This window comes from Halobellus sp. Atlit-38R (genome assembly GCF_003665925.1).
In the GTDB taxonomy this organism is placed as follows: Archaea; Halobacteriota; Halobacteria; order Halobacteriales; family Haloferacaceae; genus Haloquadratum; species Haloquadratum inordinatus.
Genome location: NZ_QXIJ01000003.1, coordinates 384,248 through 399,996, shown reverse-complemented (window position 1 = coordinate 399,996; position 15,749 = coordinate 384,248). Strand labels below are relative to the sequence as shown.

Genomic DNA, 15,749 nt, shown 5'->3' with positions numbered 1-15,749 from the left:
TCGGCATTAAGGCGGCCAGAGCGGCAGGGTGACACCCGTACCCATCCCGAACACGGAAGTTAAGCCTGCCAGCGTGCGAGGTAGTACTGGAGTGAGCGATCCTCTGGGAACACTGGCTCGCCGCCTCTACTCATACTTTCAGAGCCCACGAGCACGCGCTCGTGGGCTCTCTTCATTTCGAACGATAGCGGACCGCTAGGCTTAAACGCAGAAACGGAATAGAGATAGGTGCGCCAAGGTGGCAGAGTCTGGCCGAACGCGTCCGCCTGCAGAGCGGATCATCGCCGGTTCAAATCCGGCCCTTGGCTTGGCATTTTGCGGGCACTCTCTCATCTCGTTCAGTATCACGAGCAGCTGCCTCGTCGAGCGCCCCCTCCAAAATACATAAATTGCCGGATGAATCCGGCACCAACCTCTCGGTGCGGAGACGACTACCGACACCCAATGGCGACACCCTCCCCCGATCGGCCGGGACGTCGTTCCGAGGCCACGATCGATCGCACACGAACGGTATCGATAGCCGCCGACAAGCAGGTCGCCTACAGCGAGTACGGCGACCCGGACGGCCGCCCAGTCGTGTTTTTGCACGGGAGCCCCGGCTCGCGTTTGTTGGGACGACTGTTCGACGCCGACGCGCGGGAGCACGGGGTTCGATTGTTCGCCCCGGACCGACCGGGATACGGCCGCTCGACGCCGTGGCCGGATCAGTCGATCACCGACGCCGAAACGTACGTCAGTGCCGTCCTCGACGACGCCGACGCCGGATCGGCTTCGATCGTCGCGTTTTCGGGCGGGAGTCCGTACGCACTCGCGACTGCGGCCGCTCGACCGGACCGGGTCAGTCGCGTCCATCTCGTCGCCGGAGCGACGCCGCCGCGTCTCAGCGAAACGGTGCCACTAACACAGCGTCTCCTGGGGGGGCTGGCGTCGACGACGCCGACGCTCCTCGGGGTGCTGTTTCGCGGGCACGCGTGGCTAGCCCACCGCCGCGATCCCGCGTTCGTCGTCGATCAGTACACTGCGGGGGAGGTCACCGGCTCGATACCGCAAGAGGTCGCCAGGGTCGTGCAAGCCGACTTTCTCGAAGCGTTCGATCACAGTCGGTGCGGAGCCGTGACCGATTTTCAGAACGTCTCGACCGAGTGGGAGATCCGATTCGGGGATATCGACGTCCCAGTGCATCTCTGGCACGGCGACCGCGACACGAACGTTCCGATCACGGATGCTCGCCGCCTCGAAACCACACTTTCGACGGCTCACATCCACGTCCTGGAGGGTGAAGACCACCTCGGCACGTTGCTTCGGGCGGTTCCAGAAGCTTTCGCGGCGCATCGCGCCGAGACGTGATGGCTAGGCGCTCCCCGCCGCGAACCGCCGTGATTGATACGTCCCGCAGCACGACGTGGCCCAACGGCGAGATGAAACGCGTCCAGTTTGCCGTCCGGTACCCCGAATTCGTCCACCCGCTCCAGCGACAGGTCGTCGCAGAGACGCCCCTCACGCGGACCGAACTGTTGATGTGGAGCCCGACGGTGGACGCGACGAGCCTCTGTTGGCTCGACGTCGACCGCGACGCTGCGGCGGCGGCCACCGAGGCGATCGACTCGCTCCTCGCGAGTCACTTCGTCGAGGGAACTGACGGCACGTACGCGTTCCTCCAACAGGACGACTACGAGTTTTCGGCGGCCATCTTGGAGACGATCGTGGACGCGCGCGTGATATTCCTTCCGCCGGTCGTCTTCCTCGACACGGGCGCGGTTCGGTTCGAGGCCGTCGGCGAGCCGACGGCACTCAGTGCGTTCCACGAGCGACTCTCCGCGCTCGGTACGCTTTCTATCGAGCACGTCCACGAGTTCGAGCGGCGCGCAGCGCCATCGCGCCTCACCGACAGACAGCGGGCCGCGCTCGTGACTGCTGTCGACGTCGGCTACTACGAGGTTCCGCGGGAGGGATCCGTGGCGGACGTCGCGGACGCCCTCGACTGTTCGTCGAGCACGGCCGGAGAACTGTTGCGCAAAGCGGAGGCAGCGGTCGTGAAACGGCACATCGAGCGGCAGTGATGAGCGGTCGTTGTCTGATCTGACGCCCCCGCCGACGTCGTGGTCGGTGCACGCGCCCCCGGAAACGCCTTCCGGAAAACGGTAACCGTTATACGCCACGTGACCAAACCCGGAGATATGCAACGACGTGCCGCGGCGATTTACGTCGCACTCTTCATCGTCATCGGTGCGGCCTCGTATTCGCTTATCGCGACCGCACAGGCGCCACACGTCGAGTTCGAGAATCCGGAGTACGAACTCGCTCAGGGCGATCAGTTCCAGGTCGGCGAACAGACCTACACCGTCTCGACGATCACGACCACCGAGCAGGGCGGCGGTCACGGCGGAATCGCGACCACCGTCGTCGAGGGTGAACTTCAGTACACGAACGAGTCCGCGCGCTACACCGCCGCGTGGGAGAACAACTCCACGCAGTCGTTCGACGGGAACGAGTGGCGCGTGCTCGTCGGTAGCGGCGACGATCCCACGACGTTCACCCTGCGCGAGGACATCAACGAGACCGCGATCCTCCAAGAGGACCCCGCAGCGAGTGAGGAGATGGTGACGCAGAACGGCACGCAGTACGTCGTCATCGACGGCTCCGAACTCGTCCCCGCGAGCGAGTACTTCCCCGAGCCCGAGACGCGGACGTACGCCGAAGGCGACACCGTCCAGTACGAGGGCAACGCCAGCACCATCGACGCGGTGACGACGAGCGAAGTCACGCTCGCGTGGACGGGCCCGCGGACGAACACGATCGGCGTCAGCGACAACTCGAACGTCACGCTTGGCGGCGAGACGTACCTCGCACACTTCGCCGACGAATCGACGCTTCAGCTCACTCAGGACTTCGAGAGCTTCCAGCAGCAGAACGCCGAAATCGACCAGTACACGCTCCACAAAAACGGCCTGTGGGGCGTCAGTATCGCCTCGTTCCTGACGGTGATCTTCCTCGTCGGCTTCGCGTACCTCCCCTCGCGGTACTAACCGCGCTCGATCGCTTCCTCTTCGGTTCGCCCGCACCGAGCACTGGCACGTCTGCCGCGTGCACCGACGCCATCGACCGGTCTGTCGGCTATCTATAATGAAAGATCGACAGGATAATGTAGCAGCCCCTATTTCGCAGTACTATGTCGATTCAGCGACCGTCCGGCGTCGGCTCCGAGTGGTGCCCTGACTGTGGCGACGAGATGTCGTTCAGCGGGGTACAGCCGGCCGGCTACGCCCAGTTCTTCTGTGAGCAGTGTCGCTACCGCCGGGACACGTTCGTCGGGACAGACGTCGATCGCTGAGTCTGTCAGGCGAGGTTCGGCGCTTCGTGGACGACTCAGTGGTGACACCGGTGTCACTCCGATACTTATGCTGGTCGCGATGCTATCTCCGGTATGAGCGACGAAACGCCCGTCACCGCGGACCGGCCGGACAGCCCGATTCAGACGACCGGGACCGACCACATCACCATCTGGGGGAGCAACGAAGAAGACACGCTCGCGTTCTATCGCGACCTCTTCGGGATGCCGCTCGTCCTCCGCCAGCCGAACCTCGACGACCCCTCGCAGACGCACCTGTTCTTCGACACCGGCGACGGCCGCATCCTGACGGTGTTCGTCGGCGATCGGGATTCGAACCGCGGCCCGCAGCGCGGCGGGACCGGGTCGGTCCACCACCTCTGTTTCAGCATCGCCCCCGAGGACTTCGAGGACGTCGCGGCCGCACTCGAGGACGACGGCCGCGGTTACAACGTCTTCGACCGGGGGATCTTCTTCTCGCTGTACACCCACGACAACAACGGCCTCGTCATCGAACTCTCGACGGACAAATACGACATCCCCGAGGACCGCCGCGGCGAGGTGCTCGCGAAGGCCCAGGAACTGCGCGTCGAGGACGGCGCGGAGTACGCTCAGGACGAACACCTCGCGGCCGCACTCGAAACACTCGGCCTCGACGCGACCCCGTACGACCTCCCCGACGCGTCCTCGGGCGTCGGCGGCGTCGAGTGAACCGCCGGAGTCACGCTCTACCGTTCAGACCTCGACGAGGACTTTGATCGCTTCGCGTTCGTCCATCGCGCGGTAGCCCTCGGCGATGTTTTCGAGGTCGACCGTCTTCGTGAACACCGGCGCGGGGTCGAGCGTCCCCTGCAGAACGTCGGCCATCAGCTCGTCGGCGTACGCGCGAACGGGAGCCATCCCGCCGCGAAGCGAGATGTTGTCCCCGAAGAACGAGAACAGATCGAGGCCGCCGTCGAGCCCGTGCGGGACGCCGACGTAGCCGATCGTGCCGCCCGGGCGACAGACTTCTGTCGCCGTCTCCATCGACGAGGCCGCGCCAACGCACTCCAGCACGTGATTCGCGCCGCCGCCGGTCAACTCGCGGACGCGCTCGACCGCCTCATCGCCTCGCTCGGCGACGAGGTCGGTCGCGCCGAACGATTCGGCCAGTTCCAATCGATCCTCGTGGTGGCCGACGGCGACGATGCGCTCTGCCCCGAGCCGGCGGGCCGCGAGGACGCCGCAGAGTCCGACGGCTCCGTCGCCGACGACGACGGCGGTCTCGCCCGCCTCGACGCCGGCGCTCACCGCGGCGTGGTGTCCGGTCCCCATCACGTCGGTGAGCGGGAGCAGCGACCGGAGTGCGTCCTCGTCGTCGGCGTAGCGGTCCGGCACGCGGACGAGCGTGCCGTCGGCCTGCGGGCAGCGGATCTTCTCGCCCTGCGCGCCGCCGTTGTCGCCGCCCCAGCCGTCGCCGTTCACACACGAGGTGTGCAGTCCCTTCCGGCAGAACTCACAGGAGCCACAGCTGATCTTGAACGGGGCGAACACGCGGTCGCCCGGTTCGACCGAGCGGACCTCCTCGCCGACGGCTTCGACGATCCCCATCGGCTCGTGTCCCACGCGCGAGGGCACGTCGCGGTCGCTCTCGCCGCGGTAGAACCAGAGGTCCGAGCCGCAGACGGCGGTGTGTGTCACGCGGACGATCGCGTCTGTGGGGGCGCTCAGTTCCGGTTCGGGGACGTCCTCGACTCGGACGTCGCGGGGGCCGTGATACACTGCTGCGCGCATACCGGCTCTGCGTCCGGCGCGAGGAAAAAGCCGGGGTTCGCGGCGGATTCGGTCGGCGCTCCGTAACGGTTATGGCGATTGTTTAGGTATACCTAAAATATGCGTAGCGAGCGATCACCACAGCGTTCGAGTTCCGGTCGGCCTCGCGGCTCTGGCGACTCGGGACTGGAATCGAAAGCGGGGAGGTAACCGAGCGTGCCCGACGTCGACGCCGCTATTCGCGATCTGACCGCGGCCCGTCGCGCGGTCCGTGACGAACGACGAGAGACGCAGCGCCAGCGACGCGGCTTCGAGCAGTTCCGCGCGACAGTCGCCGAGACCGAGCCCGTGAGCGCCGGTGGCACCGCCGAGCGTCTCGGGTCGCCCTCTCCCGGGTGGACGACGGGCGCGACGGCGACGACCGACGATCGGTGCCGTCGCGTCCGTGCCGCGTTCGAGGAGCACGTCGTCCCGCACGTCGACGACGAATCGGCGACGGTCCGCGCGGTGCTGGCCGCCGAGTTGAGCACGGAAGTCGCCGTCGCGCTCGCGTCTACGGGCGGCGGCAATCGGTTCACGCAACCGCTCCAGCGAGCCATCCTCGAACACGTCGAACAGCGCCTCGCGGAGAGTCGGGTGATGTGCCGCGCGCTGGCGATCGAACTCGACTCGCTCGACAGCGCCATCGAGACGTTGAAACACGTCGAACAGTCGCTGCCGGCCGTCGACGCGTCGGTTCGGATCCTGTCGGAGGACGCGGATCTGTGGACGCGTCGCGAGCGCGCCGCTTCGCTCGAAGCCGACCTCGACGCCGCGATCCGCGAGCGACAGTCCACGCTGGAGAGCGTGACCGCGACCGAGGTGAAAGCCGGGATCGGCCACGACACGGTCGTCGAATACCTGTTCGGCGAGCGCGAGGTCACCTACCCGGCACTCGACGCGCTGCTCCGTGGCGTCCGGGAGTGTCGGCGGCGACGTGCCGAACTCGACGACGCGCTCGGTGACAGGTGACGGCCCCCTGCGCGCGTCGGCGGCGTCTTACCAGTCGAGGGACCCGCCGCTCTGGTACTCGGTGACCTGCGTCTCGAAGAAGTTCTTCTCTTTGTTCAGGTCGACGGCTTCGCTCATCCACGGGAAGGGGTTGTCCGTCCCGTAGCTCGCTTCGAGGTCCAACTGGCCGAGCCGGCGGTCCGCGACGTGTTCGACGTACTCGGAGAACTGCTCTGGGCCCATCCCGAGGACGTCCTCGGGACACGCCTCGCGGGCGTACTCCTGTTCGAGGTCGACGGCCGTCTCGATCAGGTCGCGCACCTCCGCGCCGAACTCCTCGGTCCAGGCGTCGGGATGTTCCCTGCGGATCTGGTTGATCAGATCGACGCCGAAGCCCACGTGCAGCGACTCGTCGCGCATAATGTACTCGAACTGCTGGCCGATGCCGACCATCCGGTTCCGGCGCTTCAGCGCGAGCATCATCGCGAAGCCGGCATAGAAGAACACGCCCTCCATCACGACGTAGAAGCCGACGAGGTCCCGGAGGAGATCGCGCACGTCCTCGGTCTCGTCGAGGCTAAACTCCGGATCGTCGAGGTTCTGCGTGAGTTCGACGACGAACTCGTCTTTCTGGCTGATCGTTGGGATGCGATCGTACATCCCGTAGAGGTACTCGGGATCGAAGCCGAGCGAGTCACAGCAGTAGATGAAGGTATCCGTGTGGATCGCCTCCTCGTAGGCCTGCCGCAGGAGGTACTGCCGACACTCGGGGGCGGTGACGTACTCGTAGATCGCGAGGACGATGTTGTTCGCCGTCAGCGACTCCGCCGTCGAGAAGAATCCGAGGTTCCACTCGACGAGTTGTCGCTCCGAGTCGGTGAGTTCGTCGCCGTTCCACTGGGAGATGTCGTCCTGCATCGGAATCTCCTCGGGGACCCAGTTGTTGGCGACGCCGTCGCGGTAGTACTCGCGAGCCCAGTCGTAGTCGATCGGCAGGATCTTGTTCGGATCGTGTTCCGCGTCGTGGTTGAGTAGTGGCATCCGCGATCACCTCACTGACAGGCCTCGCAGGTCGGATCCTCGACGCGTGCGAGGTCGCTGTCGTCGTTCTGATCGTCGGCCGCCGGTCCGTCGTCGTCTTCGTCGCCGGCGGACCCGACGCCTCGGCGCTGGGTCCGGCCGTACTCGGCCATATCGAGCGTCGACTTCTCGATCTGGGACGCGCCGAGCGTCCGGAGGTAGTAGGTCGTCTTCACGCCGAGCCGCCACGCCGTCTTGTAGACGTCGTCGAGCAGCGAGCCGTCGGTGCTGGGGAAGAAGACGTTGTGTGAGACCGACTGGTCGATCCACTGCCCGCGGTGGGCGGTCAACTGGAGTTGGTGTCGCGGGTCGATCTCGAACGCCCCGCGGTAGAGCTCTTGTAGATCGTCGGGGATTTCGTCGATCTCCTGGATCGAGCCGTCGTGGAACTTGAGCCGATCGAGCATCTCCGAGTCCCAGAGGCCCCGCGCTTTCAGGTCCGCGACGAGCCGGTCGTTGATGATCGTGAAGTCACCGCTCATATTCGACTTCACGTACAGATTCGAGTAGATCGGCTCGATCGACGGGGTCGTCCCGTTGATCGTCGAGACCGTCGCTGTCGGCGCGACCGCCATCGTGTTCGAGTTACGCATCCCGTGCTCGTCGACGTGGTCGCGCACGCGCCCCCAATCGAGGGTCTCCGATCGGTCGGTCGGGATCTCGCGGCCGCGTTCGTCTTCCAGCAGGTCGACGGTGTCGTGCGGGAGGATACCGCGGTCCCATTTGCTCCCCTCGTAGGTCTCGTAGGTGCCGCGCTCTTTGGCCAGGCGCGAACTGTTCAGGATCGCGTGATAGGAGACGAACTCCTGCCAGCGGTTCGACTTCTCGATCGCGCCGTCCGATCCCATCGGGACGCCCACCTGCATCAGCGCGTCGTGGAAGCCCATCACGCCGAGGCCGATGGGTCGGTGGCGCATATTGGAGTATTCGGCCTCGTCGGTCGGGTAGAAACAGAGGTCGACGACGTTGTCGAGCATCCGCATCGCGGTCTCGATCGTCTCCGCGAGGGCGTCGCGGTCGAGTCCGTCGCCGGAAATGTGATTCCCGAGGTTGACGCTTCCGAGGTTACAGACCGCGTGCTCGTCGGCGCTGGTGTTGAGCGTGATCTCCGTACAAAGGTTCGAGGAGTGGACGGTGCCGACGTGGTCCTGCGGCGAGCGGACGTTGCTCGGATCCTTGAACGTGATCCAGGGGTGGCCCGTCTCGAAGAGCCGCGTGAGCATCGTCCGCCAGAGTTCGGCGGCGTCGACGCGCTCGTACTGCCGGAGTTCGCCGGCTTCGGCCTTCGCCTCGTACTCGCGGTACAGTTCCTCGAACTCCTCGCCGTACGTACTGTGGAGTTCGGGGACCTCGTCGGGCGAGAAGAGCGTCCACTCCTCGTCGGCCTCGACGCGCTTCATAAACAGGTCCGGGACCCACGCCGCGGTGTTCATATCGTGGGTCCGCCGGCGCTCGTCGCCGGTGTTGCGCCGCAGGTCGAGGAACTCCGGGAAGTCGAGGTGCCACGATTCCAGATACGCGCAGGCGGCTCCGCGGCGCTTGCCCGAGCGGTTGATCGCCGCCGTGACGTCGTTGCTGATCTTCAGGAACGGCACCGTTCCGGTGGATTCGACGCCCGTGCTCTCGATGAGAGCGCCCCCCGCACGGAGGTTCGTCCAATCGTTGCCGAGCCCGCCGCTCCACTTCGAGAGCTGTGCGTGGTGTTTGTAGGAGTCGAAGATGTGTTCGAGGTCGTCTTCGACCGTCGTGAGGTAACACGAGGAGAGCTGTGGGTGCGTCGTGCCGCTGTGGAACAGCGTCGGCGTCGAGGGCGTAAAGAGCAGCCGCGAGAGGACGTCGTAGAACTCCAGCGCGCGCTCCTGGGGGTCGTCTTCTTCGAGCGCGAGGCCCATCGCGATGCGCATCCAGAAAGCCTGCGGCAGTTCGAGCGGTTCGCCGTCCTGCTCGATCCGGATGAAGTACCGCTGGGTCAGCGTCGACGCCGCGAGGTACTCGAACGTCTCGTCGCGGTCGAGCACGAGCGCGTCCGCCAGTTCGTCCAGCTCGAACCGACCGTCGGTCATCCGCTCGTCCAGCAGGTCCTCCTCGACGCCGCGCTCGACGTTCGCGACGAACGTGTCCCGGTACAGCGCGTCGTAGTCGGCCGCGCCGTCACGGTCGCTCGTGCCCGTGTCGTCTGTGGTTTCCTCGCTCTCCGTTCCGAGGAGGTCGATCGGCTCCTGGCCCGTCACCTCGTCGAAGTACCGATCGAGGTGGAGCACGGCCGCGACGCGCTTGTACGCGGGATCGCGCTCGATCCGGGCGGTCGTCACGTTGATGAGCGCCTCGTAGACTTCGTCGCGGGATGCACCCTCGTAGAGGTCGCGTTCGGCTTCCCGCACGAGGTCGGCGGCGGTGTCGTCGTCGACGATGTCGGTCTGTCCGCGCCGCGCTCGGTCGAGTAGTTCTCGTATCGCTGCGTCCTGTGTCGCTGTTGCGCTAGCCATCTTATCTAACTCCTGAGTTGCGTATCGCTCGGGTCTCAGTCCGCCTCCGAGTCGGGTGGCGAATCCGGACCCGAATCCGCATCGTCTGTGATCACTTCCCCGCCGTCGAGTTCCTCGTCTATGATCCGATCGAGCTCGCGGACGAACTCCTCGGGGTCGGAGAACGCCTTGTACACCGAGACGAATCGGACGTACGCGACGGAGTCGACCTCCCGAAGCGTCTCGGAGACCAACTCGCCGACGAGTTTCGAGGAGACGATGCGCGTCCCTCGATCCCGGATGTCCGCGTGAATCTCCGCGACGAGTCGGTCGACTTCGTCGTCTGTGACGGGGCGCTTCTCGACGGCGCGCTCGATGCCGCCTCTGATCTTCTCGCGGTCGAACGGCTCGATCGATCCGTCCCGCTTTTTCACCTGGAGCGTCTCCCACTCGGGGCGCTCGTAGGTGGTGAACCGGAAGGAACACCGACTGCACTCGCGGCGACGCCGCACGGTCGTCCCGTCCGCGCCGCTTCTCGTGTCCACCACGCTCGTCCGGTCGTGACCGCAGTCCGGGCACTCCATAGTTGTCACTCGTCGTCCCTCCAGGCGGTTAATCCCATATATTGTGGGTCAGCTATCTCGGCCGCACTATGTCGTATTCGACGACCCCTGCATAAACGTTTCCCAACGCAGTTGCCATAGAACAATTCTGGTTGTATTCGGTCTCGGTGAGACAGATCGCGTTCACCGGTGGTGCCGAAATTGCTATCGTAGCATTTGCAACTGATTGCGCACTAGATCAGACGCTGTCGAACGATCGGGTGCGTGAAGACGTGCAAATGCTACTGTAGCTGACTACGTGCTGATGAGGGCATACTGCCGACGGCAGGCGACGCTCTCGGACGCAGCGCGAGCCGTTCGACGACCGCAGAGAAATCGAGCGTCAGAGAGTCGCGTCAGCCTGACCGGCGAGCAGGCCGCTAGCCCTGATACAGCGGCGAGTCCTCGGTCGTGCACGCGGGACGCCCGCAGACGCCCGCCTCTTCGCCCGCGCGCTCGACGCCCGAAGCGAGGCGATGGAGTTCCCACGTCGCGTCGTGGCCGGTCTCGGTACGGTGGGTTTCGATGAACTCTCGCGCCGTCGCGAGTTTGTCGAATGTCTCTGTCAGGTCGCACTCGGGGCACGTGACCGTCGCGCGCTTCTCGGCCATTGTGGTCAGTAACCGCGGGAACGTACTTAACGGCGCGGGTCCGCCCGTCACGACACCGCTACGTGGTCGGTCCGACGACCCGCTCTGTGGTCGCTGCCTCAGACGCAGCGTCCTCTACGGCGATCAGGTCGTAGTAGGGGAGGCGGTCGTCGTAGCGACGGAGCGCTCTCCGGTACTGCTCGGCCGCCCGGGCGGCGCGTTCGGCCACCTCTCGGGTCACGAAGCGAGCACCGGCGACGGGTATCGGCTGTTCACCCGTCCGTCCGCAGACGACCACGTAGCGCCCGCTGTCGCTCGCGAGTGCCTCGATCTGCGCGCGGAGCTCCGTGAGCGACGGGTCTGTCATCCTCTGGCGTGTGCGTGTCGGTTCGTCGGTGACCTCATCGGCCTCTGGCTCGGCAAGTTTGATTCATCGGCGACGGCCGAATTACTGGACACCTCGCACCTGCTTCCTCACCCGGCCGCTATTCGACGACGACCGTCCCGACCATCCCGGCGGCCTCGTGCGGGATGCAGAAGTACTCGTGCGTCCCGGTCGTCTCGAACGTGTGGACGTACGAGTGTCCGGACTGGACGGCCCCCTTGCCTTCGTCCCAGCCTGTTTCGGCCGCGGACTGGGACTCGAAGCCGCCGGACGCCCAGTAGCTCGCTCCTTCGGGAATCTTGTCCTCGTAGGCAGTCACCGAGTGGGCCTCGCCAGCAGCGTACTTCCAGGCTACTTTGTCTCCCGCCGAGATTGTGAGCTCGGCCGGCTCGTAGGCGACAGCAGTCATATCGACGACGTGGTCGGCGTCCTCGGGAACGCCCTCGACGACGTTCGGGCCGCCCTGTAGATCCGAGCCGCCGTGGCCACCGTGGCCGGATTCGCCGCTGGAGCCGCTCCCGCCGGCCAACTGGAGGTCGACTGGGACGTCTTCGACGCCGTCGACCAGGGCGAACTGGGCGTACTGGGAGGCGCTGGCGAAGTTGTCGGCGGCGGCACCTACGTCGCCGTCCTCGTCGAGCGCGGTGAGATACGCGTCCAGCTCTGCCTCGAACGTCTCGTAGGCGTTGCGATCCGCGTCTTCGAGCATCTCGTGGACACGGGCCTCCTCGAAGTGTGCGAAGGTGTCGTGCATCACCGTGCTCGCGGCGTCCGTGTGTGATCCGCCGCCGCCACCGCCGACGATCGCGTACATCGACGCCACGGCCTCGCCGTTGAACTGCTTCGCCGGCGGGTACACGTCTTCGCCCGCGCCGGTCGCGGTGATGACCGCCTCCAACTCACCCTCGAAGGACTCATACAGCGACTCGTCGGCCGCTTCGAGCGCCTCGTGGTAGCCGCCCGCGCCCGCCTCGAAGTGCTGGAAGGCCGCCTGTCCGATGGCCTCTGCCCGAGTGTCGTTGCCGAGCGCGTCGAGTGCGGCGGCGTCGAAGGCGCGGCCGGCCATATAGCCGGCTTCGACACCGCTCACCGTCGTCGCGGAGCCGGCAGCCGACTCGAACTCCGAGAGCGTGGACTGGACGCCGTCGTAGTGGGTCGCGACCGCGTCGTCGTCGCCGTTCCGGAACGCGTCGATGAGCCCGCTGAGATGCTCCTCCTCGAACCGGGTGTAGAGTTCCTCGCTGGTGGATTCGACCGTCTCGTGGACGTCGAGTTCGTTCCGCTCGAAGCGCTCGAAGAGGTCTTCCGCGATCGACGCCGCGACCTCGGTCTCGCCCTGACGGTAGCGTTCGCGCGCGTCGGCGACCCGGATCCGGAAGAAGCCGGATTCGAGCAGGGGGGCGTTCTCACCGACGAGCGCCCCGATGCCGGCGACGAGATTCGAGTCGACTGTCCCGAGCGCGTCGTCGACGTCACTCGCGTTCTCCGCCTCGATCGCCGTGCGGAGCGCCGAGAGTCCACTCTCGAAGCCCTCGTAGGCGTCGCCGTCGGCTGCTTCGAGCGCTTCGTGCGCTCGCGCGCCCTCGAAGTGCGCGAACACGTCGCCGGCCATCGTCGCCGCGCGGTCGGTCGCGCCCTGCGCTGCGAGCCACGCGCTGTCGTGGACACGCGCTCGGTAGACGGTCAGCGCGGCGGCGTGTGCGTACGCGGTCGGCGGTCCGCCCGCTCCCGCCAGTGCCGCAGCGTCCCAGCCGCGCGCCTGCAGTGCGGCAATGTGACCGGTGCCGGCTCCCGCTTCCGCCGCGGCGACGGCGTAACTGCCGTCCAGTGCTGCGGTGAGCGCGTTGCCCGATTCGGTGCGAACGGCCTCGACGTCGCCGCTCTGTGCGGCCGAGACGATCCCTTCGAGTGCGGCCTCGAAGCGCTCGTAGGCGTCGCCGCTCGCTTCCTCTACTGCCTCGTACGCCGCGGAGTCCTCGAATCGGCTCCGGACGTTTTCGGCGACGGTACCGGCGGCCCCGACGTCGGCGACCGCTGCGGCCATCGCAGCGTTCTGTGCGGCCGCGCCGAGTACTTGCAGGTCGAGCGCGTCCGCAGTTGCGCCGTCGACGATGGTCCGCTGCGCGTTCGCGAGCGCGCTATCGGCGCGGGAGGCCGCCTCGCGAGCACGGTCAAGATCGCCGGCTGCGAGTCCGTCACTACGGAGGCTCCCGAGTGCGCCCTCGAAGCCGGCGTAGTTCTTCTCGCCCGTGGCTTCGAGCATCTCGTGGGCGCCGTACTCGCCGTTCGCGCCCTCGAACCGGGCGAACGTGTTCTGGACGACCCGCGAACCGGAGCCGGGTTCGCCGGCGACGCCGAGCGCGAGCGCGTCCCACACGCGAGCGCGGTAGGCGCTCCACTCCGCCGCGACGGCGGTGTTGGTGGTCGCTGTGCCGGCCGACGCCGACGTCTCGGTCGTCGTCTCGGCCGCGCTCTGTGTTTCCGCCGCAGTCTCATCACTGCCCTGGAGTCCGCTGCAGCCTGCGAGCCCCGCGGTGAGCATTGCTGCGCTCGCCGACAGGAGGTCGCGTCTTCGTGGAGCCATATAGTTTAGGCCCACCTAAAACATTTTAACTGCTTCGAAGTTTAGGCCGGCCTAAAATCAGTCGTCGAGCGCGCGGTGGGGAGCGATGTGCGGTCCAGTCGGACTCTCGCTGTCGACGCTGGCGTCGACGTGGAACACCTCAGAGAGGAGTTCTTCGGTCACGACGTCGCGCGGCGGCCCCCAGTCGTAGGGCTCGCCGTCTTTCATCGCGACGAGGTTGTCGGCGAAGCGCGCGGCCTGCCCGATGTCGTGGAGGACGATGCCGACGGTCACGCCCTGCTCGCGGTTGAGCGTGCGGACGACTTCCATCACTCGCAGTTGGTGGTGTAAATCGAGATACGTCGTCGGCTCGTCCAAGAGGAGCACGTCCGTCTCCTGGGCGAGGACCATCGCGATCCACGCCAGCTGTTTCTGGCCGCCGCTGAGGTTCTTCATCTCTTTCTCGCGAAGGTCTTCGACACCAGCCAGGTCGATCGCGCGCTCGACGGCTTCTCGATCCTCGTCGCCGACGGACTCGAAGAACCCGCGGTGTGGGTACCGCCCGTGGTAGATCAGGTCTTCCACGGTGAGGCTCGCGGGCGACTCGTTCTCTTGGGAGAGGAGGCCGAGGCGCCGCGCGAGCTCCTTCGATTCGAGCGACTGCACCTGTTCGCCGTCGAGCCTGACCTGCCCGCACTCGGGCGCGAGCTGATTCGCCATCGACTTCAGGAGCGTGCTCTTGCCGCTCCCGTTCGGCCCGACGAGCGCCGTCACCTCGCCCGCGGGTAACAGGACGGTCTCGCACTCGACGACCGGTTCGTCGGTCGACGGATAGCCGATTTCGAGGTCTTCGCCCCGAAGCTCGACAGCCGATCCGTGAGCCGGCGACGCGTCTGCGTCCGTCTCTGTGTCGTCCACGTTCGATCTGCCGTTCGATTCGCGCTCGAAGCGTTCGTGTTCCGACATCAGATCTCACCTAACGCGTCCTGTTTCCGCATCAGATAGAGGAAGTACGGCCCGCCGATCAGTCCCGTGACGATGCCGACCGGAATCTGCGTCGACGCGCCGACGAGTACCTGCAGCCCGAGTCGCGCGCCGACGTCGGCGGCGACCATCAGCGCCGGGCCGGCGAAGAGACAGCCGACGACCAGTTTCCTGTACTCGCTGCCGACGAGGTTGCGGACCAGATGCGGGACGATCAGCCCGACGAAGCCGACGATTCCCGCGACGGCGATGCTCGCGGCCGCCGCGAGGACGGCGATCCCAGAGAGCGCGAACCGGACGCGCTCGACCGACATTCCGAGCGCTCGGGCGGTGCTCTCACCGAGCAAGAGGACGTTCAACTGCCGGGAGCTGACGAGCGACAGCAGCATCGCGAGCGCCGTCCACGGGAGCGCCATCCGCACCTGCTCCCAGTCTGTGCCGGTCAGCGACCCCGTCGTCCAGGCGATGGCTGACTGAACGACCCCGATGTCGCCGGCGAAGAAGAACAGTCCCGTCTGGAGCGACTGGAAGATGGTCCCGACGATCACGCCTGCGAGGACCAACCGAACGGGCGACGTCCCGTTCTTCCAGGCGATCGCGTAGACGATGAGGAACGCGACCGCGCCGCCGAGCGCGGCGACGAGAGGCAGGAACGCAGACAGCCCAGAGAACACGACCAGCGTGAGGAGGATCAAAAGCCCCGCGCCCGAGGAGACCCCGAGGATGAACGGACTCGCCAGCTCGTTCCGCGTCACGGCCTGAAAGATCGCCCCCGAGACGGCGAGGTTCATCCCGACGAGCATCGCGACGAACACGCGCGGCAGTCGGATGTTCCAGACGATGAGGCTCCGTTGATTCATCTCCGGGAGGTCCGCACCGAAGACGAACGCCTCCCACGCCTGCAGATTGAGTAGTACGTTCGGATTCACGACGGCCTGCCACGCCTCCACGACGGTCATCGAGTAGGTCCCGAAGCTCACCTGCACGAGGCCGCCGGCGACGACGACCAG

General features: G+C 66.2%; 15 protein-coding genes, 1 tRNA gene and 1 rRNA gene. 8 read left to right on the top strand and 9 right to left on the bottom strand.

All coding sequences use genetic code 11. The features are described from left to right. The first annotated feature begins 7 nt into the window (after window positions 1-7). The 7 genes from rrf to D3D02_RS06610 all read left to right on the top strand — a co-directional run bounded on the left by rrf (window position 8) and on the right by D3D02_RS06610 (window position 4,039). A 5S ribosomal RNA gene (rrf, locus tag D3D02_RS06635) occupies window positions 8-129 on the top strand. 103 nt (window positions 130-232) lie between these two features. Next, window positions 233-308: transfer RNA gene (locus D3D02_RS06630), tRNA-Cys, on the top strand. Window positions 309-444: 136 nt separating this feature from the next. Further along, on the top strand, window positions 445-1,347 hold the full coding sequence (locus tag D3D02_RS06625; RefSeq protein ID WP_121569182.1) for an alpha/beta fold hydrolase: 903 nt from the start codon (window positions 445-447) through the stop codon (window positions 1,345-1,347). A gap of 71 nt (window positions 1,348-1,418) precedes the next feature. Continuing rightward, window positions 1,419-2,060: a helix-turn-helix domain-containing protein gene (locus tag D3D02_RS06620; RefSeq protein ID WP_121569181.1), complete on the top strand. Its 642-nt coding sequence runs from the start codon at window positions 1,419-1,421 to the stop codon at window positions 2,058-2,060. 117 nt (window positions 2,061-2,177) lie between these two features. After that, window positions 2,178-3,026 carry a hypothetical protein gene (locus D3D02_RS06615; RefSeq protein WP_121569180.1) on the top strand — a complete coding sequence of 283 codons (849 nt, stop codon included), beginning with the start codon at window positions 2,178-2,180 and terminating at the stop codon, window positions 3,024-3,026. 143 nt (window positions 3,027-3,169) lie between these two features. Next, window positions 3,170-3,331 (top strand): HVO_2142 family zinc finger protein, encoded by a 162-nt coding sequence (locus D3D02_RS20600; protein WP_158599324.1) that lies wholly within the window; start codon window positions 3,170-3,172, stop codon window positions 3,329-3,331. Window positions 3,332-3,424: 93 nt separating this feature from the next. Then, complete coding sequence (locus D3D02_RS06610; protein WP_121569179.1) at window positions 3,425-4,039, top strand: VOC family protein; 615 nt, start codon at window positions 3,425-3,427, stop codon at window positions 4,037-4,039. 24 nt (window positions 4,040-4,063) lie between these two features. Here D3D02_RS06610 and D3D02_RS06605 read toward each other — a convergent pair whose 3' ends face one another. Then, window positions 4,064-5,101, bottom strand: a complete 1,038-nt coding sequence (locus D3D02_RS06605) for a zinc-dependent alcohol dehydrogenase family protein (RefSeq protein ID WP_121569178.1) — start codon at window positions 5,099-5,101, stop codon at window positions 4,064-4,066. A 195-nt stretch (window positions 5,102-5,296) separates the two neighbouring features. Between D3D02_RS06605 and D3D02_RS06600 the strand changes: the two genes are divergently transcribed. After that, complete coding sequence (locus D3D02_RS06600; RefSeq protein ID WP_121569177.1) at window positions 5,297-6,091, top strand: hypothetical protein; 795 nt, start codon at window positions 5,297-5,299, stop codon at window positions 6,089-6,091. Window positions 6,092-6,118: 27 nt separating this feature from the next. On the opposite strand, the gene D3D02_RS06595 is transcribed toward D3D02_RS06600, so the two are convergent. The 8 genes from D3D02_RS06595 to D3D02_RS06560 all read right to left on the bottom strand — a co-directional run bounded on the left by D3D02_RS06595 (window position 6,119) and on the right by D3D02_RS06560 (window position 15,749). Beyond that, the gene (locus D3D02_RS06595; RefSeq protein WP_121569176.1) at window positions 6,119-7,111 is read right to left on the bottom strand and encodes a ribonucleotide-diphosphate reductase subunit beta; all 993 of its coding nucleotides are present in this window, start codon (window positions 7,109-7,111) and stop codon (window positions 6,119-6,121) included. Between the two features lie 11 nt (window positions 7,112-7,122). Beyond that, the gene (locus tag D3D02_RS06590; protein ID WP_121569175.1) at window positions 7,123-9,636 is read right to left on the bottom strand and encodes a ribonucleoside-diphosphate reductase subunit alpha; all 2,514 of its coding nucleotides are present in this window, start codon (window positions 9,634-9,636) and stop codon (window positions 7,123-7,125) included. A gap of 35 nt (window positions 9,637-9,671) precedes the next feature. After that, on the bottom strand, window positions 9,672-10,199 hold the full coding sequence (gene nrdR / locus D3D02_RS06585; RefSeq protein ID WP_121569174.1) for a transcriptional regulator NrdR: 528 nt from the start codon (window positions 10,197-10,199) through the stop codon (window positions 9,672-9,674). 398 nt (window positions 10,200-10,597) lie between these two features. Beyond that, window positions 10,598-10,828: a hypothetical protein gene (locus D3D02_RS06580; protein ID WP_121569173.1), complete on the bottom strand. Its 231-nt coding sequence runs from the start codon at window positions 10,826-10,828 to the stop codon at window positions 10,598-10,600. A 58-nt stretch (window positions 10,829-10,886) separates the two neighbouring features. Further along, entirely contained in the window at window positions 10,887-11,174 is a 288-nt protein-coding gene (locus tag D3D02_RS06575) for a hypothetical protein (protein WP_121569172.1), read from the bottom strand. Between the two features lie 118 nt (window positions 11,175-11,292). Continuing rightward, the gene (locus D3D02_RS06570; protein ID WP_121569171.1) at window positions 11,293-13,776 is read right to left on the bottom strand and encodes a DUF5059 domain-containing protein; all 2,484 of its coding nucleotides are present in this window, start codon (window positions 13,774-13,776) and stop codon (window positions 11,293-11,295) included. Between the two features lie 57 nt (window positions 13,777-13,833). Further along, window positions 13,834-14,721, bottom strand: a complete 888-nt coding sequence (locus D3D02_RS06565) for an ABC transporter ATP-binding protein (protein ID WP_121569170.1) — start codon at window positions 14,719-14,721, stop codon at window positions 13,834-13,836. Beyond that, window positions 14,721-15,749: an iron ABC transporter permease gene (locus D3D02_RS06560; RefSeq protein ID WP_233560596.1), complete on the bottom strand. Its 1,029-nt coding sequence runs from the start codon at window positions 15,747-15,749 to the stop codon at window positions 14,721-14,723. The genes D3D02_RS06565 and D3D02_RS06560 overlap by 1 nt, the downstream gene beginning before the upstream one ends.

Coding starts and splice junctions, on each gene's coding strand:
- D3D02_RS06625 (WP_121569182.1), top strand. CDS start 445: ATGGCGACACCCTCCCCCGATCGGCCGGGACGTCGTTCCGAGGCCACG.
- D3D02_RS06620 (WP_121569181.1), top strand. CDS start 1,419: ATGAAACGCGTCCAGTTTGCCGTCCGGTACCCCGAATTCGTCCACCCG.
- D3D02_RS06615 (WP_121569180.1), top strand. CDS start 2,178: ATGCAACGACGTGCCGCGGCGATTTACGTCGCACTCTTCATCGTCATC.
- D3D02_RS20600 (WP_158599324.1), top strand. CDS start 3,170: ATGTCGATTCAGCGACCGTCCGGCGTCGGCTCCGAGTGGTGCCCTGAC.
- D3D02_RS06610 (WP_121569179.1), top strand. CDS start 3,425: ATGAGCGACGAAACGCCCGTCACCGCGGACCGGCCGGACAGCCCGATT.
- D3D02_RS06605 (WP_121569178.1), bottom strand. CDS start 5,101: ATGCGCGCAGCAGTGTATCACGGCCCCCGCGACGTCCGAGTCGAGGAC.
- D3D02_RS06595 (WP_121569176.1), bottom strand. CDS start 7,111: ATGCCACTACTCAACCACGACGCGGAACACGATCCGAACAAGATCCTG.
- D3D02_RS06590 (WP_121569175.1), bottom strand. CDS start 9,636: ATGGCTAGCGCAACAGCGACACAGGACGCAGCGATACGAGAACTACTC.
- nrdR (WP_121569174.1), bottom strand. CDS start 10,199: ATGGAGTGCCCGGACTGCGGTCACGACCGGACGAGCGTGGTGGACACG.
- D3D02_RS06580 (WP_121569173.1), bottom strand. CDS start 10,828: ATGGCCGAGAAGCGCGCGACGGTCACGTGCCCCGAGTGCGACCTGACA.
- D3D02_RS06575 (WP_121569172.1), bottom strand. CDS start 11,174: ATGACAGACCCGTCGCTCACGGAGCTCCGCGCGCAGATCGAGGCACTC.
- D3D02_RS06570 (WP_121569171.1), bottom strand. CDS start 13,776: ATGGCTCCACGAAGACGCGACCTCCTGTCGGCGAGCGCAGCAATGCTC.
- D3D02_RS06565 (WP_121569170.1), bottom strand. CDS start 14,721: ATGTCGGAACACGAACGCTTCGAGCGCGAATCGAACGGCAGATCGAAC.